The organism is Exiguobacterium sp. s95, from assembly GCF_018618655.1.
GTDB classification, from domain to species: domain Bacteria; phylum Bacillota; class Bacilli; order Exiguobacteriales; family Exiguobacteriaceae; genus Exiguobacterium_A; species Exiguobacterium_A oxidotolerans.
Map to the genome: position 1 here is coordinate 74,537 of NZ_JACSMM010000001.1, position 26,747 is coordinate 101,283.

At 48.2% G+C, this 26,747-nt stretch carries 27 protein-coding genes; 20 read left to right on the plus strand and 7 right to left on the minus strand.

Annotation, left to right across the window (positions count from 1 at the left end):
* The first annotated feature begins 49 nt into the window (after nucleotides 1–49).
* Together KNP99_RS00375 and KNP99_RS00380 are read left to right on the plus strand one after the other, a co-directional pair.
* Nucleotides 50–496 carry a general stress protein gene (locus KNP99_RS00375; RefSeq protein WP_239456864.1) on the plus strand — a complete coding sequence of 149 codons (447 nt, stop codon included), beginning with the start codon at nucleotides 50–52 and terminating at the stop codon, nucleotides 494–496.
* Between the two features lie 120 nt (nucleotides 497–616).
* Nucleotides 617–1,702 (plus strand): MBL fold metallo-hydrolase, encoded by a 1,086-nt coding sequence (locus KNP99_RS00380; protein ID WP_088836775.1) that lies wholly within the window; start codon nucleotides 617–619, stop codon nucleotides 1,700–1,702.
* Nucleotides 1,703–1,924: 222 nt separating this feature from the next.
* On the opposite strand, the gene KNP99_RS00385 is transcribed toward KNP99_RS00380, so the two are convergent.
* Nucleotides 1,925–3,163: a purine/pyrimidine permease gene (locus tag KNP99_RS00385; RefSeq protein ID WP_214801161.1), complete on the minus strand. Its 1,239-nt coding sequence runs from the start codon at nucleotides 3,161–3,163 to the stop codon at nucleotides 1,925–1,927.
* Nucleotides 3,164–3,269: 106 nt separating this feature from the next.
* Here KNP99_RS00385 and KNP99_RS00390 point away from each other — a divergent pair, with 106 nt between their 5' ends.
* Both KNP99_RS00390 and KNP99_RS00395 read left to right on the plus strand, forming a co-directional pair.
* Nucleotides 3,270–4,082, plus strand: a complete 813-nt coding sequence (locus KNP99_RS00390) for a LysR family transcriptional regulator (protein ID WP_215192952.1) — start codon at nucleotides 3,270–3,272, stop codon at nucleotides 4,080–4,082.
* Between the two features lie 71 nt (nucleotides 4,083–4,153).
* Nucleotides 4,154–5,344 carry an RtcB family protein gene (locus KNP99_RS00395; RefSeq protein WP_215192953.1) on the plus strand — a complete coding sequence of 397 codons (1,191 nt, stop codon included), beginning with the start codon at nucleotides 4,154–4,156 and terminating at the stop codon, nucleotides 5,342–5,344.
* 92 nt (nucleotides 5,345–5,436) lie between these two features.
* Here the strand turns inward: KNP99_RS00395 and KNP99_RS00400 are convergent, their stop codons facing one another.
* Both KNP99_RS00400 and KNP99_RS00405 read right to left on the minus strand, forming a co-directional pair.
* Complete coding sequence (locus KNP99_RS00400; RefSeq protein ID WP_215192954.1) at nucleotides 5,437–5,967, minus strand: DM13 domain-containing protein; 531 nt, start codon at nucleotides 5,965–5,967, stop codon at nucleotides 5,437–5,439.
* Between the two features lie 101 nt (nucleotides 5,968–6,068).
* On the minus strand, nucleotides 6,069–6,560 hold the full coding sequence (locus KNP99_RS00405) for a GNAT family N-acetyltransferase (RefSeq protein WP_214801172.1): 492 nt from the start codon (nucleotides 6,558–6,560) through the stop codon (nucleotides 6,069–6,071).
* Between the two features lie 121 nt (nucleotides 6,561–6,681).
* On the opposite strand from KNP99_RS00405, the gene KNP99_RS00410 reads away from it, so the two are divergent.
* From KNP99_RS00410 to KNP99_RS00430, 5 genes are all read left to right on the plus strand, one after another.
* Nucleotides 6,682–7,179 carry a cysteine hydrolase family protein gene (locus KNP99_RS00410; protein WP_214801174.1) on the plus strand — a complete coding sequence of 166 codons (498 nt, stop codon included), beginning with the start codon at nucleotides 6,682–6,684 and terminating at the stop codon, nucleotides 7,177–7,179.
* Nucleotides 7,180–7,346: 167 nt separating this feature from the next.
* A complete protein-coding gene (locus KNP99_RS00415; protein WP_251132132.1) occupies nucleotides 7,347–7,964 on the plus strand; it encodes a hypothetical protein in 618 nt (205 codons plus the stop codon).
* Nucleotides 7,961–8,566, plus strand: coding sequence for a hypothetical protein (locus tag KNP99_RS00420; RefSeq protein ID WP_214801177.1), 606 nt, complete (start codon nucleotides 7,961–7,963; stop codon nucleotides 8,564–8,566). Before KNP99_RS00415 ends, KNP99_RS00420 begins: the two co-directional genes overlap by 4 nt.
* 27 nt (nucleotides 8,567–8,593) lie before the next feature.
* Nucleotides 8,594–9,115, plus strand: coding sequence for an AAA family ATPase (locus tag KNP99_RS00425; protein ID WP_214801180.1), 522 nt, complete (start codon nucleotides 8,594–8,596; stop codon nucleotides 9,113–9,115).
* Nucleotides 9,116–9,142: 27 nt separating this feature from the next.
* On the plus strand, nucleotides 9,143–9,916 hold the full coding sequence (locus KNP99_RS00430; RefSeq protein ID WP_214801182.1) for an endonuclease/exonuclease/phosphatase family protein: 774 nt from the start codon (nucleotides 9,143–9,145) through the stop codon (nucleotides 9,914–9,916).
* A 116-nt stretch (nucleotides 9,917–10,032) separates the two neighbouring features.
* Here KNP99_RS00430 and KNP99_RS00435 read toward each other — a convergent pair whose 3' ends face one another.
* Nucleotides 10,033–10,383 carry a hypothetical protein gene (locus tag KNP99_RS00435; RefSeq protein ID WP_214801185.1) on the minus strand — a complete coding sequence of 117 codons (351 nt, stop codon included), beginning with the start codon at nucleotides 10,381–10,383 and terminating at the stop codon, nucleotides 10,033–10,035.
* Between the two features lie 115 nt (nucleotides 10,384–10,498).
* Between KNP99_RS00435 and KNP99_RS00440 the strand changes: the two genes are divergently transcribed.
* Nucleotides 10,499–11,248 (plus strand): nucleotidyltransferase domain-containing protein, encoded by a 750-nt coding sequence (locus tag KNP99_RS00440; RefSeq protein ID WP_214801189.1) that lies wholly within the window; start codon nucleotides 10,499–10,501, stop codon nucleotides 11,246–11,248.
* An 85-nt stretch (nucleotides 11,249–11,333) separates the two neighbouring features.
* Here KNP99_RS00440 and KNP99_RS00445 read toward each other — a convergent pair whose 3' ends face one another.
* Nucleotides 11,334–11,828 carry a hypothetical protein gene (locus KNP99_RS00445; RefSeq protein WP_159173715.1) on the minus strand — a complete coding sequence of 165 codons (495 nt, stop codon included), beginning with the start codon at nucleotides 11,826–11,828 and terminating at the stop codon, nucleotides 11,334–11,336.
* A 255-nt stretch (nucleotides 11,829–12,083) separates the two neighbouring features.
* On the opposite strand from KNP99_RS00445, the gene acnA reads away from it, so the two are divergent.
* The 10 genes from acnA to KNP99_RS00495 all read left to right on the plus strand — a co-directional run bounded on the left by acnA (nucleotide 12,084) and on the right by KNP99_RS00495 (nucleotide 23,240).
* Complete coding sequence (gene acnA, locus KNP99_RS00450; RefSeq protein ID WP_215192955.1) at nucleotides 12,084–14,807, plus strand: aconitate hydratase AcnA; 2,724 nt, start codon at nucleotides 12,084–12,086, stop codon at nucleotides 14,805–14,807.
* Between the two features lie 65 nt (nucleotides 14,808–14,872).
* Nucleotides 14,873–15,337, plus strand: coding sequence for a DUF3939 domain-containing protein (locus KNP99_RS00455; RefSeq protein WP_215192956.1), 465 nt, complete (start codon nucleotides 14,873–14,875; stop codon nucleotides 15,335–15,337).
* 198 nt (nucleotides 15,338–15,535) lie between these two features.
* Nucleotides 15,536–16,243: a hypothetical protein gene (locus tag KNP99_RS00460; protein WP_088836791.1), complete on the plus strand. Its 708-nt coding sequence runs from the start codon at nucleotides 15,536–15,538 to the stop codon at nucleotides 16,241–16,243.
* A gap of 76 nt (nucleotides 16,244–16,319) precedes the next feature.
* Nucleotides 16,320–18,563: an AAA family ATPase gene (locus KNP99_RS00465; protein WP_215192957.1), complete on the plus strand. Its 2,244-nt coding sequence runs from the start codon at nucleotides 16,320–16,322 to the stop codon at nucleotides 18,561–18,563.
* A gap of 12 nt (nucleotides 18,564–18,575) precedes the next feature.
* Nucleotides 18,576–19,010, plus strand: a complete 435-nt coding sequence (locus tag KNP99_RS00470) for an acyl-CoA thioesterase (RefSeq protein WP_034801290.1) — start codon at nucleotides 18,576–18,578, stop codon at nucleotides 19,008–19,010.
* Nucleotides 19,011–19,105: 95 nt separating this feature from the next.
* The gene (locus KNP99_RS00475; RefSeq protein WP_214767439.1) at nucleotides 19,106–20,134 is read left to right on the plus strand and encodes a M15 family metallopeptidase; all 1,029 of its coding nucleotides are present in this window, start codon (nucleotides 19,106–19,108) and stop codon (nucleotides 20,132–20,134) included.
* A 17-nt stretch (nucleotides 20,135–20,151) separates the two neighbouring features.
* Nucleotides 20,152–20,763, plus strand: coding sequence for a glycerol-3-phosphate 1-O-acyltransferase PlsY (gene plsY, locus KNP99_RS00480; protein WP_088836794.1), 612 nt, complete (start codon nucleotides 20,152–20,154; stop codon nucleotides 20,761–20,763).
* Between the two features lie 205 nt (nucleotides 20,764–20,968).
* Nucleotides 20,969–21,733, plus strand: coding sequence for a DeoR/GlpR family DNA-binding transcription regulator (locus KNP99_RS00485; protein ID WP_029333368.1), 765 nt, complete (start codon nucleotides 20,969–20,971; stop codon nucleotides 21,731–21,733).
* A gap of 24 nt (nucleotides 21,734–21,757) precedes the next feature.
* On the plus strand, nucleotides 21,758–22,417 hold the full coding sequence (locus KNP99_RS00490; RefSeq protein ID WP_088836795.1) for a copper homeostasis protein CutC: 660 nt from the start codon (nucleotides 21,758–21,760) through the stop codon (nucleotides 22,415–22,417).
* Nucleotides 22,418–22,607: 190 nt separating this feature from the next.
* On the plus strand, nucleotides 22,608–23,240 hold the full coding sequence (locus KNP99_RS00495; RefSeq protein WP_088836796.1) for a DUF975 family protein: 633 nt from the start codon (nucleotides 22,608–22,610) through the stop codon (nucleotides 23,238–23,240).
* A gap of 776 nt (nucleotides 23,241–24,016) precedes the next feature.
* On the opposite strand, the gene KNP99_RS00500 is transcribed toward KNP99_RS00495, so the two are convergent.
* Together KNP99_RS00500 and KNP99_RS00505 are read right to left on the minus strand one after the other, a co-directional pair.
* Entirely contained in the window at nucleotides 24,017–24,904 is an 888-nt protein-coding gene (locus KNP99_RS00500; RefSeq protein ID WP_215192958.1) for an NAD(P)-dependent oxidoreductase, read from the minus strand.
* Nucleotides 24,901–26,649 (minus strand): ABC transporter ATP-binding protein, encoded by a 1,749-nt coding sequence (locus KNP99_RS00505; RefSeq protein WP_088836798.1) that lies wholly within the window; start codon nucleotides 26,647–26,649, stop codon nucleotides 24,901–24,903. Before KNP99_RS00505 ends, KNP99_RS00500 begins: the two co-directional genes overlap by 4 nt.
* Between the last annotated feature and the right edge of the window lie 98 nt (nucleotides 26,650–26,747).

Genomic DNA, 26,747 nt, shown 5'->3' on the forward strand with positions numbered 1-26,747 from the left:
AAGGGAAGTAGTCCGATTCATACATTTTGTGAGAGGGATGGTGGTAACGATGGCGAAAAAATTCGTAGGCGTTTTTCATGATCAATCCAGCTTGGAGCAAAAGATGCATGCTTTAAAAGAACACGGACATAAGGACTCCGACTTTTCAGTTGTCGGACGGGATGAAGCGGCCGAAGAGACATCGGGTGCGTCTTGGGTCGATGAAATGAAAGCGAAGTTCAGCAAGGAACCACCGTTACGCGAGACGCTGAAACGCGTCGGTCATTCGGACGACGAAGCGGCAAAACATTACGAAGAAGTCGAGCGTGGCGGCATCGCCTTGTTCGTCAAGGAACGGGACGATCACGACCACAATCATGACCATGACCATGATGAAGGACATCGACATGAGGGAAAAGTCGAAAATCCCGGCGTCAATGACTATGAGGCGGAGCAGGATGCGAATCACGAAAAAAGTACGCGGACGAAATGGGACGCAGACGATTTAAATAAATAAGGGACGAACACGGCTTGCTTTTTTTAAAGTAATCCGTGTTTTTTGTTGGAGAAGTGTCTTCGCTACCGCCAGGAAAAAGGCGAGTGCTATACTGGAAGCACTTATTGAAGAGGTGAAAACATGAAAAAAACAGTCGCAACACTTACAGGGCTCGGTTTACTCGGAACGGTCTTTATGACGCGTTATCCATTATTCGGTCGCCGACCGTCTAAAGCCGATCAACAGGATTACAGACGATCCGCCCAGTTCAAAAATGGAAAGTTTCAAAATGAACTGCCGTTTCAACTGAAGATGGAATGGGAGACAACAAAAAGTATCTTAAAAGATTATGGGCGGAAATTGCCGTCTTTAAAACCGGTCAAACCGTTACCGGTCAAACCGTTTGAACAGCGGACGGACGGGACAGAACCGCGTGTGACCTGGTTCGGGCATTCGGCATTCCTGCTCGAACTCGATCACCAGACGATTTTCTTTGATCCGATGCTCGGTCGTGCGCCGTCACCGTTCCCGAAACTCGGAGGCGGACGGTTCCAGACGACGGCACCGGTCGACCTCGATGCCTTGCCGGCAATCGATCTCGTCATTTATTCGCATGACCATTATGACCACTTGGATTACCATTCGGTCCTGGCATTAAAAGACCGGGTCGGACAATTTATCGTTCCGCTTGGTGTCGCGAGCCGCCTGAAAGGCTGGGGCGTCGACGCAAGCCGGATCACGGAACTCGATTGGCACGAATCGATTGAGACGAATGGCCTCCGTCTGACGGCGACGCCGGCCCGGCATTACTCCGGTCGTAACGGGCTTGATCAATTTTCGACGCTTTGGGCATCATGGGTAATTGAGGGATCAAAGAAAGTCTTTTTCAGCGGCGACAGCGGCTACGGTCCACACTTTAAGGCGATCGGTGACCAGTATGGTCCGTTTGACTTGACGATCATGGAGTGCGGTCAATACGATACCCGTTGGTCCAGTTCGCACATGTTACCGGAACAGACACTCGCGGCACATCTTGACGTCAAAGGGGACGTGATGATTCCTGTCCATTGGTCGGCGTTTACACTGGCGTTTCATCCGTGGTACGAACCGGTCGAACGGCTGTTGAAGGAAGCGGCGAAACATGACGTACCAGTCGTGACACCGATGATCGGTGAGAGCGTTACGGTTGCAAGTCAGACCCGTAAATGGTGGCGCGAAGTCCGGTGAAGTTAGGTTAAGTTAAGTGAAACTCTCATCTTTTCCCGTGCTTTCCTCAGGCGAGCAGTTGGATCTCGTTTGTCTCTGACAGCGCGAAAAGCACGCGCTTTTTCCTGTAGGAGTCACGGGAAGAAGCCGAAGTTAATGGACTGCCATCAGATGATGACTCAAAAAACATCCCCGCTCTTTCGCCTGTCGCGAGAGAGCGGGGATGTTGTGTTTTCGGACGAGTTAACTGGCAAGCCGTTCTGATTGAGCATCACGTCGCACGCGCAAACGTTCGATGACTTCAAAACCGAGGACGAGCATCGTCCCGATCAATAAGCCGTTACTGAAGAACGGACGTAACGTCAGTGGCAGAATTTCTGCCAGGACCGTCGATTGCAACAGAATGCTGATCCCGATGACGGCACAAATCGCAAAGGCATGTTTCCGGCGGCTTGTCGTCATGCTGCTTTCAGCCGACTGCCAGGCAATCAGGAACATGTGCGGTAACGTCGCGAGTAACGCTGCACTGGCGACACTACGCGGCAATGTCGCGATGATGCCGATGATGCTCGGGAAAAAACCGACCAAGGCGATGACGAGTGAGGCAATCAAAAACGGTCGGCGGTCCTTACTGCCTGTCTGGGCGATAAAGCCACTCGTGATCGGCAAGGGAACCGGAACGAGCGTCGAGAACGTCGCCGCGATCAAGTGAATGATCCCTTCGATCGTCAGTCCTTGATGCAATGCGCCTTTTTTCTGAATCGTCGCTTCGACGGCGCTGAGCGCAGCAATCAAGTTGACGATTAATAGAATTGCAAACGGAATCGCGACGAGAAACGCACTGCCGTCAAATTGCGGCATCCCGAACGGTAAAGCGGTCGGGACGGAAAAGACACCGGATGCTTCCGGCAGTGACGGGCGACTGACCAACCAGCCGACGACAATGCCGATCATCAAAGCAAACGGACGGAGCCGTGCCGGACCAAACTGGCTCAGTCCGAGGACAAGCAGGAATGTCAGAATGCCGGCAAAACGTGTCGCTTCGACGGCGAGAACGGCACTCAGCATGACGCCGGTCAGTTGAATACATAATAAAAGCAAAAACGTGCCGCTGACGAGCGGGGTGAAGACCGGTAATAAAAAGCGGGTCCATCCCGTCAACCCGAGGAAAATCAGGACGACGCCGGCAATGACGACAGCAGCCATCGCAATCGTAAAGGCCGTTTTTGAATCGACCGGCAGAGCGGCGATGACAACAAAGATGCTGACCCATGAACCGGCAGGACCGGACACGATCGGTAACCGGTGACCGAACACACCATGGAGAAAACAGGCAATCCCGCCGACAAAAAAGGATCGCTGGACAAGTGCGGCCGTTTCAACATTTGAGAGATTAAACAGGCTCGCGACGACGATCGGCAAGGCAATCGTATTGGCTAATAAGAAAATAATCCACTGGACTGTGGACGTCGTACGTTTCACAAAAATCGTCTCCTTTAAAAATCGCTGATTTCAGCATCTTATCATATGATTGATGTTATGATTCATACATATTTATGACTAAAAACATATGAAAGAGATGATGAATATGGATTTACGGCAATATCGCTATTTTTGTGCAGTCGTCGAAGAACAGTCGGTCACACGGGCGGCGGAACGCCTGCGGATGGCCCAGCCCGCTTTGACGCAACAAATTCGAAAGATGGAAGAGTTGCTTGGCGTACGGCTGATTGAACGGGCGGGACGCGGCATCCGGATTACAGCGAGCGGTGAGCGGCTCTATGAACGGGCCGTCTCACTATTGCGCTATGAAGCGGAAACGCGGATCGAAGTCAGTGACATCAAGGAAGGGCGGACCGGAATCTTACGGATCGGCGTCAATACGTTGTCCGCCGGCCGCTTGACAGGCTGGGTGCAAGAGATGAAACGCCGCTATCCGCGGATTACGTTACAGATTCATCAGGGCGAGTCTGCTGCTTTGATTGATCGTTTGAAGGATCATGCGATCGACGTGGCACTCGTCCGGCTGCCGATTGAGGCGCAAGGCGTCGCGATCGAGTGGATGGAAGAGGAACCGTTTTACCGAATCCATCATCCTGATTTTCCGGATGCCGATATGATTATTCCGAGTCAGGAAGGACTGGGTGTCTTTCAGACGCTCAGCCAACAGTTCGGGGTCGTCTCACAGGAAACGTGTTCCGACGTCTTGACCTTGATTGGCCTCGTCCGGTGTGGACAAGCGGTGACGCTGTTACCGGAAAGTACGCTTCGCGAGCTCGACATGACGGGACTGGTGCAGGAACGGTTACCGGACGCGACGAGTACGACGGCTCTTGTCTGGTTGACGGAAGACGGTCAATCGGCGCTGACCCAACAATGGATCTCGATTGTCCACGAGTAAGAACGAATTGTTAAAAAAGGGATTTTATAGGATACTTGAACAAGTGACAGGAAGGTAAGGAGGAGGATGAAATGAAGACGATTCGCGGAAAATACGGCGAAGCGAAGATTTTTACACACAATGTCGATGACATGACGATTGAGCAAGTGACGGGGATGCTGAACGAAAACATTGCCGTCAACGGCAATGTCCGAATCATGCCCGATTGTCACGCTGGCAAGGGCTCGGTCATCGGAACGACGATGCGGATTCACGATAAGGTGGTTCCAAATCTCGTCGGTGTCGATATTGGCTGCGGCATGTTATGTACACAAATCAACCGTGAAGGAACAGCCGGCGTCGATTATGAGAAGTTGGATGCTGCGATTCAGGAACTGGTTCCGAGCGGCATGTCGGTTCGCAATCAGCCGCACCGGTTGTCGGAACAGATTCCGTTTGAGCAGGTGTTGGCACCGTTCAACGAAACACGGGCCAGATTGTCGATTGGCACGTTAGGCGGCGGGAATCACTTTATCGAGCTGAACGCGGACGAGGAAGACAATCTCTACCTCGTGATTCATTCCGGCAGCCGGAACCTCGGGAAAACGATTGCCGAACATTACCAAAAGCTCGCGGAAAGCTCACAATTCACCGTCGATACGGCGTCGGTCGTCGCCTCACTGAAAGATCAGGGACGGGAGCAGGACATCCAATCGACGTTGGTCGAGCTGAAGAGTCAGTTCAATGAAACGAATAAAGATTTAGCGTACGTGTCCGGTTCCGATATGGACAGCTACTTACATGACTTAAAAATCGCCCAAAAGTACGCGGCACTGAACCGTCAAGCGATGACCGACGTCATTGTTGAGGCGATGGGCTGGTCGATCACGGAACAGTTCGATACGATTCATAACTACATCGATCTCGAGCGGATGATTCTCCGCAAAGGTGCGATTTCAGCGCAAGCCGGTGAAGTTGCCATCATTCCGATGAACATGCGTGACGGTTCACTGATTGTCAAAGGAAAAGGTAATCCGGACTGGAACTATTCGGCGCCACACGGAGCAGGACGGATCATGTCCCGTTCAAAAGCCTTTAAATCCGTTGATCTGAGAGAATTTGAAGCGACGATGCAGGACGTCTGGTCGAGTTCGGTCGTCGAATCGACACGTGATGAGTCGCCATTCGTCTATAAACCGATGGAGGAAATCATCCGGAACACAATGGATACGGTCGAATTACTCAAAGTCATCAAGCCGCTCTATAACTTTAAGGCGAAGTGATCCGGCAGGTGTCTGCGACTTTGAACCAGACCAAATCCCCCGACCTTCTGATTGGAAATGAATCAGTGGTGAGGGGATCGGTTACATAATATTTACTCGTTGTCAGTCTTTACTACTGCCGTACCAAAGTCGGCGTTGAAGGCACGGCACCAAATCACGACGGTATTGTACTTCGTGAAATCGACATCTGGAGGGACAGCATAATTTTGATTGCCGGTATTGCCTTTTAATGCCCCTAAGTTGATGCCTTCTTTTGGCTCCATACCCGGTTGAATGAGATAGACGAATAAATCTGGACCATTCGTCGTCTTGAAATCTTCAAACCGGAGATACTGACCGTCATCTGCTTGAATCGTTTTGAGTGTTCCTGAGGTTTTGTAGTTTTTTTCTCCATCGACGAATTTACCGGAGAACGTAAGCTCTTCCTCCTGCGTGCTAGGTGTCGTAGTTTCCGTTTCATCTTCAGTATCCGGTGTCTGTTCTTCCGTTTTGACGTCAGAGGAAGTCGGGGGAAGTCCTTCGTCAACTGCTTTATCAAAAAGAAGCGGCGAGACTAACCACCAACTGATTGCCAGGATACCGACGATGACGACGCCAAGGAGAATCTTCGTGATTGTTTTCATGTGCATCACTCCACTTCAGAGGTTTTTCAGTGCAGCGTTCGGACATCTGCGTCTTGGTTAAATTTTATCATATGTGGAAGATATCCGTTCATCAGAAGACGCTAGTTACTTAGATATTTGTAAGTCTCCCCATCATCAGCGCTGCGGAGAAAACCTGCTTTTACAAGTACGGATTGGGAGGCACGATTTTCATGTTCTGTATAGGCACAGACCTGTAAAACTTTCATTTCCTGCAGACCAAACTGGGTAACGGTCTTGACGGCTTCCGTCATATAACCGTGGCCGCGGAAGTCCGGTTTCAGGACATAGCCGATCTCAGCAATGTTGTTTTTGTAGCCGCGGCAAAAACAGCAGTTCCCGATGAATTCGCCGGTCGACTTTAAGTACAGTCCCCACGTAATCCCGTCCCCATTGAAGTAATCAAGAGCAATCTGACTCAAGATGTTGACTACGTCAAGGCTGTTTTTTGCCTGTTGACCATCATAGGCCGTGATGTCAATCATCTGGTTCGCTTCACTTAATCGGATTTCTCGTAATAACAGCCGTTCGTTCGTCAGTTCAGGAAAGACTTCAAAGTAGTATTTTTCTGTCACTCGGCACACCTCGCTTTATCTGTTTCATACGTCAAGTGTACTTCATCTGACACAAACAGGAAGAAGTAATTTGTCGTCATCATAAAAGCAAAATATCCGTTCATTCACAGGAGGAGTTCTTATGCAAAAGAAAGCGTTAGTCGTTATTGATATTCAAAATGACATGACAAAAAATTATAAGGAAGTCATCGGTACGATCAATCAGTCAATTGATTGGGCAGTTGAACAGGACATGCATGTGGTCTATATCCGGCACGAAAATTTATCAGCCGGGACAAGAACGTTTAAAACCGGGACACGTGGTGCCGAGTTAGCACCCGATTTAAATATCGTTTCAGATCATGTATTCACAAAATATAAGGGGAATGCTTTAACAAGCGAAGCGTTCGCGGCGTTTATTGAGCAGCACGAGATCACCGCCTTTTATCTGACCGGTGGAGACGCGACAGCTTGTGTCAAATCGACCTGCTTCAACTTACGTAAACTGGATTATGACGTGACAGTGATTACGGACGGGATTACCAGCTATGACAAAAAGAAGCTTCCGGAGATGATTGAATACTATGAGAAAAAAGGCAGCAGCATCATCCAGTTCAAGGATTTACTTTCGGTTGATTAACGCTGTTGAAGGAGGGGGGTAACATGAAAAATGTAATTAAAGTACTGATTGTTTTGTCCGTCTCAATAGGTCTGATGTTGACAGGTTTTCCGTCAAACGAAGCCGTGGCGAAAAACAAAAAAGAAACATAACATGACACTTTTAAAAAGCTGAAACTGAATACGTCGATGACCAGCGTTGCGGAAGTCATGTATGGCAAGAACTATAAAAAACATCTGTGTGACCGCTCAGAAGATGAAGTGAAAGTTAATCTTTTATGCAGTGGTGAATTGAACGATTCCAATACATACGATAAAAGCGGGAAGCTAAAATATTTGAAGTATGAGTTTTATCTGTACCCAGATTCAAAGGTGCCGAATGAATCGGACAATACGGATGAAGTGACGTTCCAAACCGTCCGGATGTTGCTCGTATTTAAGTCGAAAGAGCACAGCAAGCAGTTAAAGCTTGTCGAAAAACATTGGTTTGACGTATCCGTCGAAAATTCAAAACGTGTCTACAATAATCAAAAAATTAAAAAAGGTATGACGAAAAAGCAGTTGGATGACGTGCTGACTGGAACAGGGCTCGGGAGATACGAAGCCGTCTCGTATATCGACTATTCAAAAGTCGGAAAGCAAGCCGGTAAACAACAGCCTGTTTTTTTAAAGGCGTACAAGACGTATTCGTATTCTGTCTTGAATCAGAAAGAGAATATTCTGTACTTCTTCGAGATGAAGTACAGTCGGACGAAAAAAGAGTACGTCGTTTCGTATGTGGAGTCCTGGAGGGAGAACATTAAATGAAATGGAGAAAAAAATACTTGATTTTGTTATCCAGTGTTTTTTTGATTGCGGGATGCACAGACGATGCTGTGACATCTAAGCCTAAATCAGAAAAGAAAAAAGTCACTGTTTCGAATCAAAAAACAGATGAAAATCAAATCATGAATCATGACCAGTTTGAACAGCTGTTTGCACACATGAACGAACACTTGAAGATTGATCATTTTCAGCTAAAAGCAAGTACGCGGGGTTCAGATTTCACAATCATCGACAAGGAATTAAGCTTTGGTAAAAGAAATTGGTTAACCGTTGATGGAAGTAGTGATAGTGCCTCAACACAAGAAAGCCTATATTTCGAAGATAAAAAACAGACGACGCAGTTGTCGGTCCACTTTGCCTACACCGACCACTACATAGGCGAAGATATGATCCAGTATCCCAGCAGCTCGGGCTATGACAAATTGAATCAAAAACTCGCGAATCAATCTGATTTAATACTTATCAGCTACAAGAATTTAGTGATTTCCGTCCAACAAAATAAATTAAGTAAAGTAGACCCGGAAACGACAAAACTTGCAGTTGAGCGAGTCATCAAGGAGTTAGGACAATTAAACATACATTGAATCCCCTGACCGAAAGGGAGAACAGAAATGACAAACAGAATATATTTCATATCAGGTCCAGCAGGAGTAGGGAAATCAACGACGTCAACCATTTTAGCTGAAAGAATTAAGAGAAGTGCTTATATTTCGGGTGATCTTATAAGCCACCTCCCAGTTTCGGGACATGAAAAACCTTGGGAATCAGTTCAAGCAAAAAAACTCGTGTGGGAGAACCTGATTGCACTGACAAAAAACTTTATTAAGTCTGATTTCGATGTGATTATTGATTGGATAATTTCGTTAGAAGATATCCGTATCTATGCCCCTGAATTGTTCTCTTTAGATGTTGAGATGAAATTCGTCATTTTGTGGACGGATGAGAAAGTCAATGTAAATCGCGACAAAACGCGTTCTGAAAATGAACAAATGGGGGAGCGGGTAAAAATATTGAGAACTGATTTTCTCTCAGAAAAAAATCAACATCCTTACTTTTTGGATACTACCCATTTAGAGCCTAAGGATGTTGTCACCTCCATCATGGAGGAAGAAAGTTATCTTATTGAACTTTAAAACAAATCAAATGAAGGATGAAATACGATGAAGATAGCCACTTTTAATATTTGGAACAAACAGGTTGAGTGGGAAAAGAGGATAGAGGTTATTTGCGGTGAAATCCAAAGAATAAATCCAGACATAATTGCTCTTCAAGAAGTGAAAACTTTTATTAGTGCAGAAAGTAATATGAACGTAGCTCACTATATAAGTGAAAAACTAGAATCATTTCACTGTATTTTTAAAGAATATCCTGATTCACCAGACGAGGGATTGGCTTTTTTAAGCAAATTTCCAATAACATCAACGGATATGATTTGGAATACGGATACAGATGAGTCTAATTACTGTGCGATTAGAATAACAGTTAAACATGATGATGATGACTTAGACTATGGAATTACTAATGTTCACTTAAATTGGAGGACGGAAGAAATTCGTCAAGAGCAAATCATGACCGTCAACCAGTGGATTTCCGACAATCAAAAATCCTACGAAATACTTTGCGGTGACTTTAACGACGTGCCTGATTCTAATACACATAGATATTTAATCTATAATGATTGGTCTGATGTGGCATTAAATTATGAGAAAAGAGGATTTAAAGCTCAACCAACCTTAGACTACACTAACAATACATACCTAAAGAACGAAGGAACCTCACAAAAAACGTTACGGTACGATTGGATTCTTCTAAAAAGTAAGACATCTTTAAAAAGTTGGCAAATAGATTCTGTAGAAATATTTGGCGATAAGTTGCTGGGCAAATATGCTGTTCTTCCAAGCGATCATTACGGCGTGATAGCAGAAATTAATTAATCTCTTTTTGCTTTGTCACCATAAAAGGTAGTTGGTACATTAAGTCCGTCAGATGTTGGAACGGGCATCGAAAAAAGTGACTCCCACAAGACCAATTTCTTTTAAACGAATTTACGTTATTCAGTTTTCACTTCGTAATCAGCTAAAATTTTATTTCCAAAAGTAGTAAGCATTTCTGAGCTGACGAAAGATTTCACTATGAAAAGTAAGTTATCTTTGCTGAAAACAGGATTAATCAGTAGTGCTTTTTGTTCAAAAGCAAAGCGGTTATGATCATAATTGATAATCAGGTCTTTCAGCCCGCGTAGATCACTTTTTGAAAGATCGAATAAGATGACAGCTTCATGTATCGTTGTGTTTTCCATTGCATCCGGTTGTAAATTTCCGAGTAGAGTCAGTAACGTTTGATTGTGAAATTTCAGCTTTTCGATTTCCTCTATCAAATAGGTATAATTTTTATCTGACATATTTGAACTCTCCCTCTTTTTGGCTCCATCTGATAATATTGTATCAATTTACCAATGGTTACCGTAGGCGATGTTTAAATTTCTCGAATAGAATTGATTTGGAGGTGTCGATGACATGCAGTTGCCTACACGACTTGGCACCGATGAGGCCGGCTATATTATGAATCAAACGAGTGTCGTGCGTACTCAAGCGATGTTTCGACCTGTCATTGAAGAAGTGATGGGTCTGTTGAAAAAACAGTTTGGTGAAGTACTTCACAGCGTTTACGTATACGGCAGTATCGGTCGCGGTACAGCCGTCCCTGGAAAATCAGATTTAGATTTGACGGTGATTTTAAGAGAAGACGTTCAAATGGGTTCTTTAAGAGAAGTGACACAAAATTTGTTAGAGCGGCATGCTGAAATCATAAAAGTTGATTACGACATAGGCACACTTGATACAGTGCTCAGTCCTGAAAATCTGTATGAATGGGGCTTTTGGATACGTCATGTCTGTTCCTGCATCGAGGGTTGCGACTTATCTGATCAGTTTCCGAATATGAAACCGGACGTGCGGATCAGTCGTGCTCTAAATCGGGAGCTAGCTGCCCAGTTGCGTAAAGCTCATGAAAAACTAGAGGCAGGCGACATGGCTCAAACGGAAAAACGATCTCTCGTTAAGCGGATGATCCGTGGTGCTTACTTAAACATCAATGTAAAAGATCAAAGTTTTGTATCAACCATTGAGGACAGCCTGTCGATACTGCAGCTATATTTTCCTGAAGATAAACTGATTGAGGATTTAGCGATAATGGCGGACAAGATAGTACTGTCAGACGAAGAATTATACGGTGTGTTGCTTCGATTTGAAGCAGCGTTTACTTAAAGATCGTAATTTGTCACACAGAGTAACATGGCTAAAAAAAGCCCCCGAAAAAACGGGGGCGAAGCATATACTTTATCTTTTCAGTTCACACCGTCTCATCCGTAAACGTTTCACCGGTCCGGCGCACGGTCGCTCCAAGTTCAGCCGCAATCGCATTGATCGCTTCTGAATCTTCATTGACTTCACTGATGATGATGACACCGTAGTGATCGGCACTGATTTGGTTCAGCGTCCGGTTAAATAAATCAAACGAATCGCGTTCGTTTTTTTCGTCCCGGTTTGCGCCGATCAAGTATCCGGCAACAGAACCGACGAGCATCCCGAATGGTCCACCGACGACACCGACTGCCATCCCGATCATTGAGCCTTTGAACGATTGATCCTGCTGCGTAAAGTCAATTGCATCGATGAACGAAAACCCGTCCGTCTCATCGCGTTTCGCTAAAACCATCTGCTCCATCTCGATTTCTTTAATCGCTTCGAGGTCCTTGATCATCTCAAAGCCAGTTTTGGCTTTTTCTAAATCGTTGAAAATAATCGTCGTAACGACGTGGGTTGCATCATTTTTATATTCTGCCATAATTTCCGCCTCCAGAAAGTTCTGATGTCGTTCTACAGTTTAGTAGTACCCGGAACGGAAGTATCGAAAACTAGAAACGTGAACTCCGCCTAAGCATATGATTGATATAACTTCTCAATTAGGCGATAAGGAAAACTTATCACAAGTCTTTTGTTCTTTCAAATTGTAACGAGACCCATATTATACTATGATAGAGCTGTACAAGTAAGCGGTATCAGGGGCTTGATGTCGTCAACACTTAAAGGGGGAATCAGCATGAAACAAACGCAATCAACGCAAGACGTGTTTGGTGCACGCCGTTCGTTTGAAGCGAACGGTAAAAATTACAACTATTACAGCCTGGAAAAATTAGAAGAACTCGGACTAACGGAAGTCAAACGTCTTCCATATTCAATCCGTGTCCTGCTTGAATCGGTTCTTCGTCAACAAGATGGTCGCTCAATCACGAAAGAACACGTCGAAAACTTGGCGAAATGGGGAACTGCCCAAGTTTCGAACGATATCGACGTCCCGTTCAAACCGTCACGCGTCATCTTGCAAGATTTCACAGGTGTTCCGACTGTCGTCGATCTCGCATCACTCCGTAAAGCGATGCAGGACCTCGGTGGAGATCCATCAGTCATCAACCCGGAAGTTCCAGTTGACCTCGTCGTCGACCACTCGGTTCAAGTCGACGCCTACGGTTTCGCTGGCGCACTCGCTGAAAACATGGATTTAGAGTTTGAACGCAACGAAGAACGTTACAAATTATTACGCTGGGCAACGACGGCATTCGACAACTACCGTGCCGTTCCACCGGCAACAGGAATCGTCCACCAAGTTAACCTCGAGTACTTGGCATCGGTCGTCCTTGAAAAAGAAACGGCAGACGGCACAGTTGACGTCTATCCGGATACACTCGTCGGAACAGACTCACATACGACGATGATCAACGGTCTTGGTGTCCTCGGATGGGGCGTCGGTGGGATCGAAGCGGAAGCCGGCATGCTCGGACAACCTTCATTCTTCCCGGTTCCTGAAGTTATCGGTGTCCGCATCACAGGTGAAATGCACCCGGGAACAACAGCAACGGACGTCGCCCTTCGCGTGACGGAAATGCTCCGTCAACAAAACGTTGTCGGTAAATTCGTTGAGTTCTTCGGTCCATCACTTCACTTGATGTCATTATCTGACCGGGCGACGATCGCCAATATGGCACCAGAATACGGTGCAACATGCGGATTCTTCCCGGTCGATACAGAAACGTTGACGTACCTTCGCTTGACAGGTCGTGAAGAAGAGTTGATCGAGAAAGTTGAAAACTACTCGAAAGCAAACGGCTTGTTCTACACACCACAAAACGAAGATCCAACGTTCACGAAAACAGTTGAACTTGATCTTTCAACAATCGTTCCTGCGCTTGCCGGACCAAAACGTCCACAAGACCGGATTGACTTGACAGACGTCCACACGTCATTCGAAAAAGCGTTGACAGCGCCGCAAGGCAATGCTGGATTCGGTCTTTCTGAAGACGAAAAAGATAAAGTCGCAGTTATCCAGTATGAAGACGAAGCGGTCGAAATGCGTACAGGGGACCTCGCGATCGCCGCCATCACAAGCTGTACGAACACATCAAACCCTTACGTCATGATCGGTGCCGGACTCGTTGCGAAAAAAGCAATCGAGCTTGGCTTGACGGTTCCGAAATACGTCAAGACGTCACTTGCTCCGGGATCAAAAGTCGTAACGGATTACCTTGAGAAATCAGGACTTCAACCGTACCTCGATGAGCTCGGATTCAACACGGTCGGTTACGGCTGTACGACATGTATCGGGAACTCGGGTCCACTCGACCGTGCTGTCGAAGATGCAATTCTCGGTTCAGACCTGCTTGTCTCATCTGTCCTCTCGGGTAACCGTAACTTTGAAGGTCGGGTTCACCCGCTCGTCAAAGCCAACTACTTGGCATCACCACCGCTCGTCGTTGCATACGCAATCGCGGGAACAGTTGATGTTGATATCATGAACGCATCACTCGGAACAGGTAAAGACGGACAAGAAGTTTTCTTCGCGGACATCTGGCCGTCACGTGACGAAATTCAGACGATCATCAACACAGTCGTCACACCACAAAGCTTCCGTGCTGAATATGATTCAGTCTTCACAGGAAACGAACGTTGGAACAACCTCGACGTCCCGACAGGCGATCAATATGACTTCGACGAAGCGTCGACATATATCCAAAACCCGCCGTTCTTCGAGAACTTGGCGAAGGAAGCTGGACATGTTGAAGCATTGAATGATCTCCGTGTGTTCGGTAAATTTGCGGATTCTGTTACGACAGACCACATTTCACCAGCCGGATCATTCTCGAAAACGACACCAGCCGGTCAATACCTCGTCAATAAAGGCGTTGCACCAAAAGACTTCAACTCGTACGGTTCACGTCGTGGTAACCACGAAATCATGATGCGCGGGACATTCGCGAACATCCGGATCCGTAACCAAGTCGCACCGGGAACAGAAGGCGGATTCACGACGTACTGGCCAACTGGTGAAACGATGGCGATGTACGATGCTGCGATGAAATATAAAGAAGATGGCACAGGTCTCGTCATCCTCGCTGGTAAAGACTATGGTATGGGCTCGTCGCGTGACTGGGCAGCAAAAGGAACGAACTTGCTCGGCGTTAAAGCCGTCATCGCCGAGAGTTTCGAGCGGATTCACCGTTCGAACCTTGTCATGATGGGTGTCCTACCACTTCAATACGTCGCCGGTACGTCTGCTGAGTCACTTGGTTTAACAGGTGAGGAAGCAATCAGTATCGCAATCGACGAATCTGTCCGTCCACGTGACATCATTCAGTTGACAGCGACAGCTGCTGACGGAAAAGTCACGAAGTTTGAAGCGATTGCCCGCTTTGACTCGGAGGTCGACATCGATTACTACCGCCACGGTGGAATCTTACCGATGGTCCTTCGCGAACGTCTTCAAAAATAAGGGATTGTCGTTGATTGAAAAGGTGGGGGGAACCCCGCCTTTTTCTATAGGAGGGAGGCCAGCCGATGAGTCGGTTCAAAAAGTGGTTTCAGCCGAAAGAGGAAGAACCTTTACCGATTCGTGATGTTACGCTCGATGAAGTCAAACAAGCGACACACGAATTTGAGTTGACGTTACCGAAAGGGACGAACCGGACGGTCTTACTCGACGAAGCACAGAAAATTGATTTAGACCGCCTGGCTGTCCACCTCGGTGTCCGGTCGACACAAAGCTTTTACATGTCGCGGGAGACGTTCGCGATCATAGAAGCAAAAGACCGGGACATCGTCTATGAGATGGATCACGTCCAGCTCGCCGTCGATCGCTATTTTGATAAAGAAGGTAAGTTACCATTAAAGAAGTATTCGAAAACGTTTCAAGTTGATTGTGCGATGTTGTTTGCGACAGGCTATTTACGCGAATTGCCACAGCATTCGTATTATCTCGTCGACGAATCGATGATCATCGCACGTGAACCAAAAGAAAATTAACCGAAGACGGGATGAATCGCGCGCACGTGATTCATTTCGTCTTTTTTTGTCAATTTGTATGTTCGATGAACGGAATCGTTCAAAAGTCTGCCGTATTTCCTCAGAAATCAGTTGAACTTAGACAAACCCTTTGTATTCTAGGCGTAAAACCGATACCATTAACTATGAATCGAGACTGATTAGGATGGTGTACATGGCATGACGAAACGAACGAGTACATGGATTGCTGTAGCAATCGTGGCAATGGCGATACTCCTTGCCTATAATTTTTATTTACTGAATACGACACAGACCTCTAAAGAGGATGAAGCGACTCCCGTCAAACCGTTCTATACGATGTCCCGCATCCAGTATGTCGAAAAGAAATTATCGACGAAGGAAGATGCACTCGAAGCTCGGACGTACGAAGTCGTATTTGACGATCAGGGTCATTTCCGGACGGAAGTCATTGAAGGACCTTCGACAGGCACGACGGCGATTTGGGACGGTGAAATGTTCCGGGAATACGACGCTGACGGCAAGCTAGTCAATGAGACGGAAGCATCGAAAAGTGTCAGTGCGCCGCGCCCGTTCTTATCGCGTGGCTTCAATGAACAAATCCTCGACTTCATCGATAAAGGTGACTTTGGTCAAATCGAGGGCGAGGCGGATATTGCCGGCAATGCAGCAGACGTCTACGTCAAAAAAGAACCCGCAAGCACGGTTCCGGATGAGTGGATTAAACAGTATCCATCGTTCTTCGATAAAGAAGACAATCAAGAAGAAGCGACATATTATGTCGCATCCGACCGTTCGAAAGTCTTAGGGGCGGAGTCACGGAATAACGGTAAGTTATTCTATTCCGTCAAAATGAAAAAAATCGAGTCGTTGGATGAATTTGATCCAGCTTGGTTAAAAATGAAGTAATCGAAAAACCGACTTGAACGTCGCACATCGTGGCGACAAAAGTCGGTTTTTTCGAGAAGTAGGAGGGACTAAAGCGATGGAAGCATTCTCGAAAGAGGAGATGTTCAAACAAATTGAAGCCTGGGAACAGGGTGAAAAAGTCGAGGAGGTCCGCGCCTTACGCTACGCACAAAGTAGTCGGCTGTTAAAAGAGACGGAAGCACTCGTCCGGATTCTCGCGCTACTCGTCGAACACCGGTACATCATGACGGGACGGATTGATGCGCTGGCAGAAAGCTGGATTCAAGAAATCAAACAACACGGTCGCTTACCGGAACGCTTGGAGCAATTGATGATTGAACAACAATTACAAGGCAGTTATCAACTGCTCGTCGCGAACACGTTCCCGACGATCCGTGAGACGGATAATGCCAATGCGAAACGATCGGCGACAAAAGATATGATTCAGCAGGCGAGTCAAATCGTACAAGAAACAGAACAAGTCGTCGAATTGACGGAACGGCTGCGGCGGATCGATGCGACGCGCTGGACGGAATTGTTCGAGGCGGCGAAAGCGCTCCTCTTGTCGAGTGCCCGACTCGAACAGACGGCGACGGACTTTGTCAACAGTTTACAGGAACGGTTTTATTCACGCGAAGCCTTTCGGGAGATGACAGAGCTGAAGGTGACGGCGACGGAAGAATTACGCCGTGTCGTCTCACTGCTCCCGATTGAGATCAAACAAGTCGAACGCTCGGCACTCGAGGAACTCGATGCGATGATTGGACTCGAAGACATCAAGTTACGTGTCCATCAAATGTACCGTTTCTTGAAGTACCAGCAAAAACGGACGGAAGATGGTTACCGGTCGAGTGACCAGCCGTCACTGCACATGATTTTCATGGGCAACCCCGGTACCGGAAAAACGACGCTCGCTCGTCTGATGGCGAAAATCTATCATGAACTCGGACTGCTTGAACGGGCGGAAGTTGTCGAGACGGACCGGTCGTCGCTCGTCGGTGCATTCGTCGGCCAGACAGAAGAACAGGTCATGAGTAAAGTCCGGGAGGCGGTCGGTGGTGTCCTCTTCATCGATGAGGCCTATGCCTTGAAACGGGCCGGTCAAAGCGGGAATGATTACGGACAAGCGGCAATCGATACGCTCGTCGCGGCGATGACGAGCGGGGAATACGCGGGACGTTTCGCCGTCGTCCTCGCCGGTTATCCGGAAGAAATGCGTGACTTCCTAAAAGCGAATCCGGGACTCCGGAGCCGTTTTCCGGAATCGAACCATTATCTGCTCGCCGACTATACGGATCAGGAATTGCTTGAAATCGGTCGGTCGATTGCGACGTCTAACGATTATGTCCTGACGGATCAAGCGGAGCGGACGCTACTTGCGCGACTCGAGCGCGAACGGGTCGACTCGAGTTTCGGAAACGGGCGTGCCGTCCGTAACATCGTCCTCGATGCAATCTTCAAAAAGGGTGCGAGTCTCGGCGAAAGTGCGAGTCATGAAGACTTTGCCCTGCTCGAACAAGCGGATTTCGAACTCGCGGCACCGGAAGACGAGTCGATCGATGCAAGGTTAGCGTCACTCGTCGGTCTGACGGAACTCAAGGCAGAGCTCAAACAAATCCAGGCACTGCTCTCGATGCAACAGCGTCGCCAGGAAGCAGGCTTTAAAGTCTTACCGGTCGAACTGCATGCCGTCTTTAGCGGCAACAGCGGAACGGGTAAAACGACGGTCGCCGCCCTTTATGCTGACGTGTTGCGTCAAGCGGGATATTTGAAACGCGGACATTTGAAAGTCGTCAGTCGCGCCGACCTCGTCTCCGGTTATGTCGGACAGACGGCGCAACAGACGCGGGACGTCATCCGTGACGCACTCGGTGGTGTCCTCTTCATCGATGAAGCCTATTCGTTGAACGGCGGGGCGAATGATTTCGGCAAGGAAGCAATCGATACGCTCGTCGATGAGATGACGAAGCATAACGATAACCTCGTCGTCGTTCTCGCCGGTTACGAGCAACCGATGCAGGCACTGCTTGCAAGCAATCCCGGTCTGAAGTCACGCTTTAAGCGGGAACTTCACTTCCCGAACTACGCGAAAGACGAGTTGATTGAAATCATCGTCAATTACGCGGAACGCTACGGGTATGTCTTGACGGAAGAAGCGCGTCTGGCGTTAGATGAACAGATTCAGGTCGTGCCGAACGGAAACGCCCGTGCCGCGATTACGATTGTCGAACGGGCAATCGCGAAACAGTCCGTCCGATTGATTGACAAAGCGAGTGTCAGCGGTTCAGAATGGTCCTATCTTGAAAAAGAGGATTTTTAAGGGGGAAGTTACATGCACACGATTGAAATACCGGTTCGCTATGCGGAAACGGACATGATGGGGATCGTTTATCACTCGAACTATCTCGTTTATCTTGAAATCGCCCGGACGGAGTTGATTAAGTCGCTCGGTCTTGATTATAAGGAAATGGAAGAGGCAGGCTACGTCTCACCGGTAACGAACGTCAATCTCGACTACAAACGGTCATTGACGTATGGCGATACGGCGACGGTCTCGGTCTGGATCAGCCATTACGACGGACTTCGGACGATTTACGGCTATGAAGTCAAAAATGCGGATGGTCAACTTGCCGTCGCTGGAAAAACGACGCATGTCGTCGTCAAAAAAGAAAATTTCCGACCGATTCGTTTACCAAAGGTCTTTCCGAACTGGCATGCCATCTATGAACAGATGAGTGCTGAGGATGCACGACTCGTTTCGAACTAAGCCTAAGCCCTCAGCAGGATTTCTTGCTGGAGGGCTTTTCTATTGCGTCAATTAGAGGTAACATAGAATAGCACGAAGGAAGAGGGGAATACACGATGAAGAAAATCGTAGCAGTCAGCACGTTAGCGCTCCTCCTTGCAGGATGTAATCCTGGGGATCAAGGCGCAGAAGATGCCACTAAAACAGAAGATGCGACAAAAGAAAAAACGGATGACAACGTCGCCCAAGAAGATAAGAAGACAGACGCAGAAGTAGCGAAAGAAAAAGAAGCAGAAGAAGCAAAAAAAGAAGCGGACGCGAAAGCAGCTGCTGACAAGAAGGCTGCGGAAGAAAAAGCAGCAGAAGATAAGGCAGCAGCAGACAAGAAGGCAGCAGAAGAGAAAGCCGCTGCTGATAAAAAAGCCGCAGACGATAAAGCGACGGAAGATAAAGCAACTGAGGATAAAAAGGATGATGGTAAAACAACATCGTCGCAAGATCCTGAGCCGGATAAAAAGTCTGAACCGGAATCAGAGACACCGGACGTCGATAAATCGGATACGAAAGCCGATTTAGGACTCAATGAACTCGTCGTCGTCAACAAGAAATACAGTCTGCCAATCGACTACAAACCGTCTGATCTCGTCGTTCCAGACATCAGCTTCTCTTATTCGGGTGTGCTCGAACAAAGTTACATGCGCGCACCTGCCGCAAAACAAATTGAGAAGATGTTCGCAGCCGCTAAAGCAGACGGCGTGACATTGAATGCGGTCAGTGGTTTCCGGTCCGGTCAACGCCAGACGGTCCTCTACAATAACTATGTCGCACGAGACGGGAAAGCAGCAGCCGATCAATATTCGGCACGTCCTGGTCACAGTGAACACCAGACAGGGCTCGTCTTCGATATTTCAGCACCGAGTGTCGGAAACGGCTTGACAGCTGAACTCGGCAACACAAAAGAAGGTAAGTGGATTGCGAACAATGCGGCGAAGTATGGTTTCATCGTTCGTTACGATAAAGGGTTCCAAGCGCGGACAGGGTATACGTATGAACCATGGCATATTCGTTACGTCGGTGTCGGTCCTGCAACACAAATCAAAAATAATGGACAGACTCTCGAAGAATATATGAAGGTCGGTCATTAATACTTTGGAGGTTGACCATGATTGAAATCATTGGGATTTTGATTCTCGGCTATCTGCTTGGATCGATACCATTTGCGTTACTTGTCGGAAAATGGGGACATGGGATAGATATCCGCCAGCACGGGAGCGGTAACTTAGGAACGACGAATACGTTTCGTGTCTTAGGTAAAAAAGCCGGGATCATCGTCTTGATTGGGGATCTCGGTAAGGGGGCGGTCGCGAGTCTCGCCCCAATTCTGCTCGCGTCAGAACTCCATCCACTCTTTGCCGGTATTGCGGCAGTCATCGGACATATTTATCCGATCTTCGCAAAGTTCAAAGGTGGAAAAGCTGTCGCGACATCAGGTGGGATGTTGCTCGTGACGAGTCCACTCTTATTCTTGATTTTGCTCGTCTCGTTCTTAACGACGCTTCGTTTCAGTCGAATGGTGTCGCTCAGCTCGATTGTCGCGGCAAGCATCGGAATCGTCGCTGCCGTGTCGATCGGCATCGTACAACACGACTGGATCGTTCCGACGTTCTTTACCGTACTTGCTTTGTTCGTCATCTTCAAGCACCGCGATAACATCGGTCGGATTCGTCAAGGGACAGAGTCGAAGATTCCATTGTTCGATAAAGAAAAGCAATAACAGTCTGACTTTAGTCCACCTTTATTCATGTCATCCGTGAATAAAGGTAGACTTTTTTTGTCTGAGGGACGTGTTAATTCTGAAAAAATGAGGAATTCAACAACAATTCATAGGAAGCACACGTTTTTTTACACCGGATTTACAAGACCTTTACAGACGTTCGGTACACTAGAACTAGTACTCGTTAATGAAGGGGGAAGGTCGTGTGTCGTTACTCGGAGAAGAACGAAAAGGACAAATCATGAAATGGCTGGAAGAAGAAGGGAAAGTCATGACGAAAGATTTAATTGATCGATTGGATGTTTCAGGGGAGACCGTCCGTCGCTACCTGGAGGAACTCGAGCGGGACCGCCAACTCAAACGTGTTTATGGGGGAGCCATCTATCAAGGCGGGAAACCGGAATCGCCGATTTCCCGTCGGACGGATCAATTGTCGCGTCGTCTCGCGCGTTACGCGAAAGGCTGGCTCAGTGAATACTCCTGTATCTTTTTAGGGAAAGGGGAACCCGTCGAGCACTTATTGCCGTACTTAACGGGAACGGCGACGATTGTGACGAACTCGCTGTCGATCGCAAACCATCTGGAACAATGTCGTAAGAATGGACCGTTCAGCGGTGAAATCCGCTTACTTGGCGGAACTGTCGACACCTATGGTCAAACGGTCGGTGTCGAAGTGTTGCAAGCACTTGATTCCTATGCGTTTGATGCCTGTTTCCTTGCATTTGACGGCGCAGAAATCGAACGAGGCTTCGTTAGTGACGACATCGAGTCATCCTTGATTCAAAAAGCCGTCATCGGTTGTACGAAAGACGTCTATGCCTTTTTAGCATGTGACGAGTTTGAGGGGAACCGCAAGTATAAAGTCGCCGAGTTCCGACGGGCTAAAATCGTCCTCAGTCCTTCGACCTATCCACCATCATGGGAGATGAAGTTGTTTAACGAACGGGTGAACTGGACCGTCGTCTCGTGATACACTGATGCGGGAGGGATGTACATGTTAGAAGTAATCGCAGCAACCGTCGAAGAGGCGACGGCTGCAGAACAAGCAGGCGCAGATCGACTCGAGCTCGTATCTGCCTTATCGGAAGGTGGACTGACACCAAGTTACGGATTGATTCGTCAAGTTCTTTCAGCGGTAGAAATCCCGGTCCATGTCCTTGTCCGGCCACATAGTAAGTCATTTGTTTATTCAGAAGCGGATCAGGAAACGATCATCACCGATATCGATCTGATTCGTGAATTAGGGGCTGCCGGCATCGTCGTCGGTTCGTTGACAGCGGATGGACGGATTGATGAAGGATTCCTTGGTCGCGTCATCAAACACAAAGGGGAGCTGTCGCTGACGTTCCACCGGGCCATCGACAGCAGCCGTGATATCCACGAAGCAGCAGAGGTCTTAGCCGACTTCCCGGAAGTCGACCGTATTTTGACGTCGGGTGCCAAAGCAACGGCGCTCGAAGGACAAGCGGTCATCGCGGAACTTGTTGAACGCCACGAGGAATTGACGATTTTACCGGGCTCCGGCATTACCGTCGAAGCAGCAAAAGAGTTATTGGAAACGACGAAAGCGACCGAACTCCACGTCGGCTCAGCAGTTCTCGTTAACGGAAAAGTCGATGCATCAAGAGTGTCGGCTTTGAAATCACTTCTTTAAAGAAACATCGGTTACGAGAGGCGCATCTTCCCTGAATGGGAGGGTGTGCCTCTCCTTTTGTTTGTTGCTGTCGTCCGTCCATCTTTCAGTAGTTTGTCACAACTTTCTCTGAAATCGAAGCACGTCCCTATTTTTTCAAGCGGGACTACGTTAAAATCAAATGGGAAAGTGAAGTGAGAAGGGGTTTATGATGACAAATTCAGCGTACAAAAAAACAGCACTCGCGACATTAAAAGGCAACTGGTTTGTTGGGCTAAGCATTTCAATCGTCTATTTTGCGATTTTTGCCTTAGCGGCTAGTCGAATGTCGTTTGATCAAGAAGACATCGGAAGTATGATGAAGTTCGTTGGCTTGAACATCGTCGTCACGATTATTTTGGCACCGGTCACGGTCGGACGGACGATTTCCTACTTACGGTTCGTTCGAGGAGAAAAAGCCGGCATCGGAACGTTGTTCGAAGGATTCGCTTCGTTGAAATCATATGTCCGGACGATTCTTTCGTACACGGTCGTTACACTGCTCGTCTATGCAGGATCATTTTTGATTTTACCGGCGATCTATTTCTATCTTGTTTACCGACTCGTCCCGTATATTCTCGTCGATCGTCCGGAACTGTCGTTTATTCAAGTATTAGGAGAGAGCCGACGGATGATGCGTGGACAGAAACGACGTTTGATCAAACTCTACATCAGCTTCATCGGTTGGGGAATTCTCGCCTTGTTGAGTACGGTCGGTGTCATCTTCCTGACGCCGTATTTCGATACGACGATGGCGCATTTTTATGAGAAATTAAAAGCAGAACGGCCGACAGCGGCTGAATGATTGGTACGGATGGGTCCTCTGAGAAATCGGAGGACCTTTTAAGTTGGACTGGATTTGGATGTAAGGCGACCGGTCGCGCCTTCCTACCTTGCCTCGTCTCACAAAGTGGTACAAATGTACTGCTATTCGCCAGGGAGCAATTCAAGACGGACCGCTCGGTTGAATCGTTCTGTTTTTCAAGAAGGCAAAGATAATATGCTCAGAGGTATGCTGTTTGTGAGTCATGTAATGGTAAATTCGGAGTAAACCGACCGGTCGCTCGTTCCAGTCTTGCCTCGTCTCCCAAGCGGCAGTGATTTGTGCCGCTTCGCTGCGCTGCAGGGTCACAAATGCACTGCTATTCGCTAGGGAGCGATTCAAGACGGACGGCTCGGTTGAATTGTTCTATTTTCAAGAAGCCAAAGATAATATGTTCAGAATCGCTTCGCTTTTCGTGACTCCTACGGGAAAAAGCGCAAGGTAACCTTGCGCTGTTAGAGCCAGGCGAGACCCTGCTCCTTGTTCGTCAGAAGCAAGGAGCAACGGCTTGCGGCTCGCCCGAGGAAAGCACGGGAAGCAAGAAGCGGTTGCCGCAACAAACGGACTTTGCCCTTTATAATTTCTACGTGGAAAGCACGGGAAGCAAGAAGCGATTGCTGCAACAAACGGACTTTGCCTTTATGATTCCTATGTGAAAAGCACGAGAAGCAAGAAGTAATTGTCACATACGATTTCTCATTAATCGATATCAAGTAATCAAAAAAGGTCCACCCAACTGAATCGGGCGGACCTTTTTGTTACGGTTGCTGCTGCTGTGACTTTTCAGCGAGTAATAAATAGAGTGCTTGTGTACCAGACTCACCGTGCCCCATCGCTGCGAGCTCGTCATACAGTGATTTGACGAGCGCGAGACCCGGTGTCGAAATTCCCATCTCATCCGCCCGTTCAAGTGCAAGACGCATGTCTTTGATGAAATGTTTGACAAAAAATCCTGGTGAATAATTCTCCGCGATGACACGCGGAATCAAGTTCTCGAGTGACCAGCTGCCGGCAGAACCACTTTTAATCGTCTCGACGAACTGGGTCGGGTCGATGCCGGAGCGCGTGACGAACAATAACATCTCAGCTGTCCCGATCATCGAACCGGCAATTGAAATCTGATTTGCGAGTTTCGCCGATTGTCCTTTTCCGGGACCACCGAATAATGAAATCGAGCGTCCCATCGCCTCAAACAATGGTTTGACGTCAGCGAAAGCCTGTTCTTGACCACCGACAAGAATCGCGAGTGTCCCGTTTTTCGCACCAAGGTCTCCACCTGTGACAGGTGCATCGAGTGAAACGAGCCCGTTTGCTTGTGCCTGCTCCGCGATTTTGACGGCGAGCGCCGGGCTTGATGTCGTCATGTCGATGACGATCGTCCCGGGCGCAGCATTCGCTAAAATTCCGTCTTCACTGAAGTAAATCTGTTCGACGTCTTCCGGGTACCCGACGATTGAAATGACGACGTCTGCGCCGGTGACGGCTTCTTTAATCGTGTCGACGATCGTCGCCCCGTCCTGTTCGAGCGGTAAGCCTTTTTCTTTTGTCCGGTTATAGCCTTTGACGGCAAAACCGGATTTCAGTAAGTTCCGCACCATTCCTTGCCCCATGACACCGAGTCCAATAAATCCTACCGTTTTCGTCATCCGTGATTCCCCCTGATTGCATCGGTCTGACCGATGAATTGTTGCGTTACGAGTTTATTATACAAAACATTCGTCTCGACGAGGGTGTCGTGTGTCCCGATGCCGGAAACCCGTCCGTCCTCAAGAACGATAATTTGATCCGCGTGACGGACTGTCGCCAGGCGGTGAGCGATGACGAACGTCGTCCGTCCGCGCATCAGACGTTCGAGTGCTTCCTGGACGACACGTTCCGATTCTGAGTCAAGGCTTGACGTCGCTTCGTCGAGCAGTAAGAGTTCCGGATCACGCAGCAAGGCACGGGCGATCGCAATTCGTTGCCGTTGTCCACCCGACAGTTTGACCCCGCGTTCGCCGATTTCCGTCATGTAGCCGTGCGGGAACGACTCGATGAAGGCATCGGCATTCGCCATTTCTGCAGCATCGCGGATTTCCTGTTCCGTCACGTCACGGACGAGTCCGTACAGTAAATTATCACGAATCGTTCCCGACAAGACGGGTGAATCCTGGGCGACGTAGCCGATTGCCCGGCGCCAGCTTTCAAGCCGGAACGTCTCGATGCCGTCCGGTCCGAGTGAAATATCACCTGACGTTGGTTGATAAAACCGTTCGAGTAACGCAAACAACGTCGATTTTCCAGAACCGCTTGGTCCGACGATCGCCGTCGTCTGGCCGTGCGGCAAAGAAAAGGACACGTCATGCAGTAACGTCGTCTCATCATAGCCGAACGAGAGCTGATTGAATTGAACCGCTCCGAACGGACGGGTGACGTCACGCGTTCCTTGTTGCTCCGGCTGTTCTTCGAGCAGTTCCGAAATTCGTTCTGTCGCCCCGCGTGCTTTTTGGAGCTTCGAAATGAATTCGGTCATCGTCACGAGCGGGGTCATGATTTGGAACAAGTAGAGTGAAAAGGCGACGAGCTCACCGGCAGAAATTTGGTTCGTCGAGACCCGGTAAGCACCGAAGCCGATGATGATGATCAGCATCGATGTCAGCGTCACGTTGAACAGCGGTAACAGAATCGCTTGAATCCGACCTTCTTTGACGCCGAAGCCGAAGAGATTCTCAATCTTTTCGTTTCCACGGTCCATTTCGTAAGACTCGGTCGCTTGCGATTTGATGAGCCGGACTTCGCTCAACATCTCGGCGAAGAAGCCGGATAATCCGGCGAGTTCTTTTTGTGTCGCCCGGGAAATCTCATGCAGTTTCCGGACGAGCGGGATGATGATCAGTAACGTCAACGGAACGGCGATCACCATGACAAGCGTCATCTGCCAATCGAGGAAAAATAAAATCGTGATGGCCCCGATGATGGAAACGACGGATGTCAACAGGCGGACGAGCTGCTCCGACAACAACTGTTGTAACGTCGTCGCGTCATTGTTGAGGCGGGAGACGAGCTCCCCTGATTTTGTTTCATCATAAAACGGAACCGGTAGACCGAGGAGATGTTTCCACAGTAATGTCCGCAAGTTGGCGACGATGCGTTGCCCGGCAATCTGGAGCCAGTAAATCGAAAAGGCATTACTGACGAGTTGGACGAGAAAAACGACGATGAATAAGGAAATCAGTCCGGGTGTCAGCCGATCGACCGAGAAATTATCAATCAGTGATTTCAGAAACCACGGAATCATCAGTGCCGCTAATGCCTGGATGACCGAGACGGCGACGGCTGCTGATAGCAGACCGACCGGGGGATTACTTTTTTTGAGAAGATGTAAAAATGATTTGAATGTAGCTTGCTCCATACGGGCACTTCCTTTCCTATCTATTGTCTTGCGAAATCGGACTCGGGTCAACTTATAGCGATTCGCTTGACAGTGTTTCTGTTTCTCGCGGACACTTA

What these genes read in the sequence shown, in the direction of transcription:
- KNP99_RS00375 (WP_239456864.1), top strand. Translation starts at nt 50, where the DNA reads ATGGCGAAAAAATTCGTAGGCGTTTTTCATGATCAATCCAGCTTGGAG.
- KNP99_RS00380 (WP_088836775.1), top strand. Translation starts at nt 617, where the DNA reads ATGAAAAAAACAGTCGCAACACTTACAGGGCTCGGTTTACTCGGAACG.
- KNP99_RS00390 (WP_215192952.1), top strand. Translation starts at nt 3,270, where the DNA reads ATGGATTTACGGCAATATCGCTATTTTTGTGCAGTCGTCGAAGAACAG.
- KNP99_RS00395 (WP_215192953.1), top strand. Translation starts at nt 4,154, where the DNA reads ATGAAGACGATTCGCGGAAAATACGGCGAAGCGAAGATTTTTACACAC.
- KNP99_RS00400 (WP_215192954.1), bottom strand. Translation starts at nt 5,967, where the DNA reads ATGAAAACAATCACGAAGATTCTCCTTGGCGTCGTCATCGTCGGTATC.
- KNP99_RS00410 (WP_214801174.1), top strand. Translation starts at nt 6,682, where the DNA reads ATGCAAAAGAAAGCGTTAGTCGTTATTGATATTCAAAATGACATGACA.
- KNP99_RS00415 (WP_251132132.1), top strand. Translation starts at nt 7,347, where the DNA reads ATGACCAGCGTTGCGGAAGTCATGTATGGCAAGAACTATAAAAAACAT.
- KNP99_RS00420 (WP_214801177.1), top strand. Translation starts at nt 7,961, where the DNA reads ATGAAATGGAGAAAAAAATACTTGATTTTGTTATCCAGTGTTTTTTTG.
- KNP99_RS00425 (WP_214801180.1), top strand. Translation starts at nt 8,594, where the DNA reads ATGACAAACAGAATATATTTCATATCAGGTCCAGCAGGAGTAGGGAAA.
- KNP99_RS00430 (WP_214801182.1), top strand. Translation starts at nt 9,143, where the DNA reads ATGAAGATAGCCACTTTTAATATTTGGAACAAACAGGTTGAGTGGGAA.
- KNP99_RS00435 (WP_214801185.1), bottom strand. Translation starts at nt 10,383, where the DNA reads ATGTCAGATAAAAATTATACCTATTTGATAGAGGAAATCGAAAAGCTG.
- KNP99_RS00440 (WP_214801189.1), top strand. Translation starts at nt 10,499, where the DNA reads ATGCAGTTGCCTACACGACTTGGCACCGATGAGGCCGGCTATATTATG.
- KNP99_RS00445 (WP_159173715.1), bottom strand. Translation starts at nt 11,828, where the DNA reads ATGGCAGAATATAAAAATGATGCAACCCACGTCGTTACGACGATTATT.
- acnA (WP_215192955.1), top strand. Translation starts at nt 12,084, where the DNA reads ATGAAACAAACGCAATCAACGCAAGACGTGTTTGGTGCACGCCGTTCG.
- KNP99_RS00455 (WP_215192956.1), top strand. Translation starts at nt 14,873, where the DNA reads ATGAGTCGGTTCAAAAAGTGGTTTCAGCCGAAAGAGGAAGAACCTTTA.
- KNP99_RS00460 (WP_088836791.1), top strand. Translation starts at nt 15,536, where the DNA reads ATGACGAAACGAACGAGTACATGGATTGCTGTAGCAATCGTGGCAATG.
- KNP99_RS00465 (WP_215192957.1), top strand. Translation starts at nt 16,320, where the DNA reads ATGGAAGCATTCTCGAAAGAGGAGATGTTCAAACAAATTGAAGCCTGG.
- KNP99_RS00470 (WP_034801290.1), top strand. Translation starts at nt 18,576, where the DNA reads ATGCACACGATTGAAATACCGGTTCGCTATGCGGAAACGGACATGATG.
- KNP99_RS00475 (WP_214767439.1), top strand. Translation starts at nt 19,106, where the DNA reads ATGAAGAAAATCGTAGCAGTCAGCACGTTAGCGCTCCTCCTTGCAGGA.
- plsY (WP_088836794.1), top strand. Translation starts at nt 20,152, where the DNA reads ATGATTGAAATCATTGGGATTTTGATTCTCGGCTATCTGCTTGGATCG.
- KNP99_RS00490 (WP_088836795.1), top strand. Translation starts at nt 21,758, where the DNA reads ATGTTAGAAGTAATCGCAGCAACCGTCGAAGAGGCGACGGCTGCAGAA.
- KNP99_RS00495 (WP_088836796.1), top strand. Translation starts at nt 22,608, where the DNA reads ATGACAAATTCAGCGTACAAAAAAACAGCACTCGCGACATTAAAAGGC.
- KNP99_RS00500 (WP_215192958.1), bottom strand. Translation starts at nt 24,904, where the DNA reads ATGACGAAAACGGTAGGATTTATTGGACTCGGTGTCATGGGGCAAGGA.
- KNP99_RS00505 (WP_088836798.1), bottom strand. Translation starts at nt 26,649, where the DNA reads ATGGAGCAAGCTACATTCAAATCATTTTTACATCTTCTCAAAAAAAGT.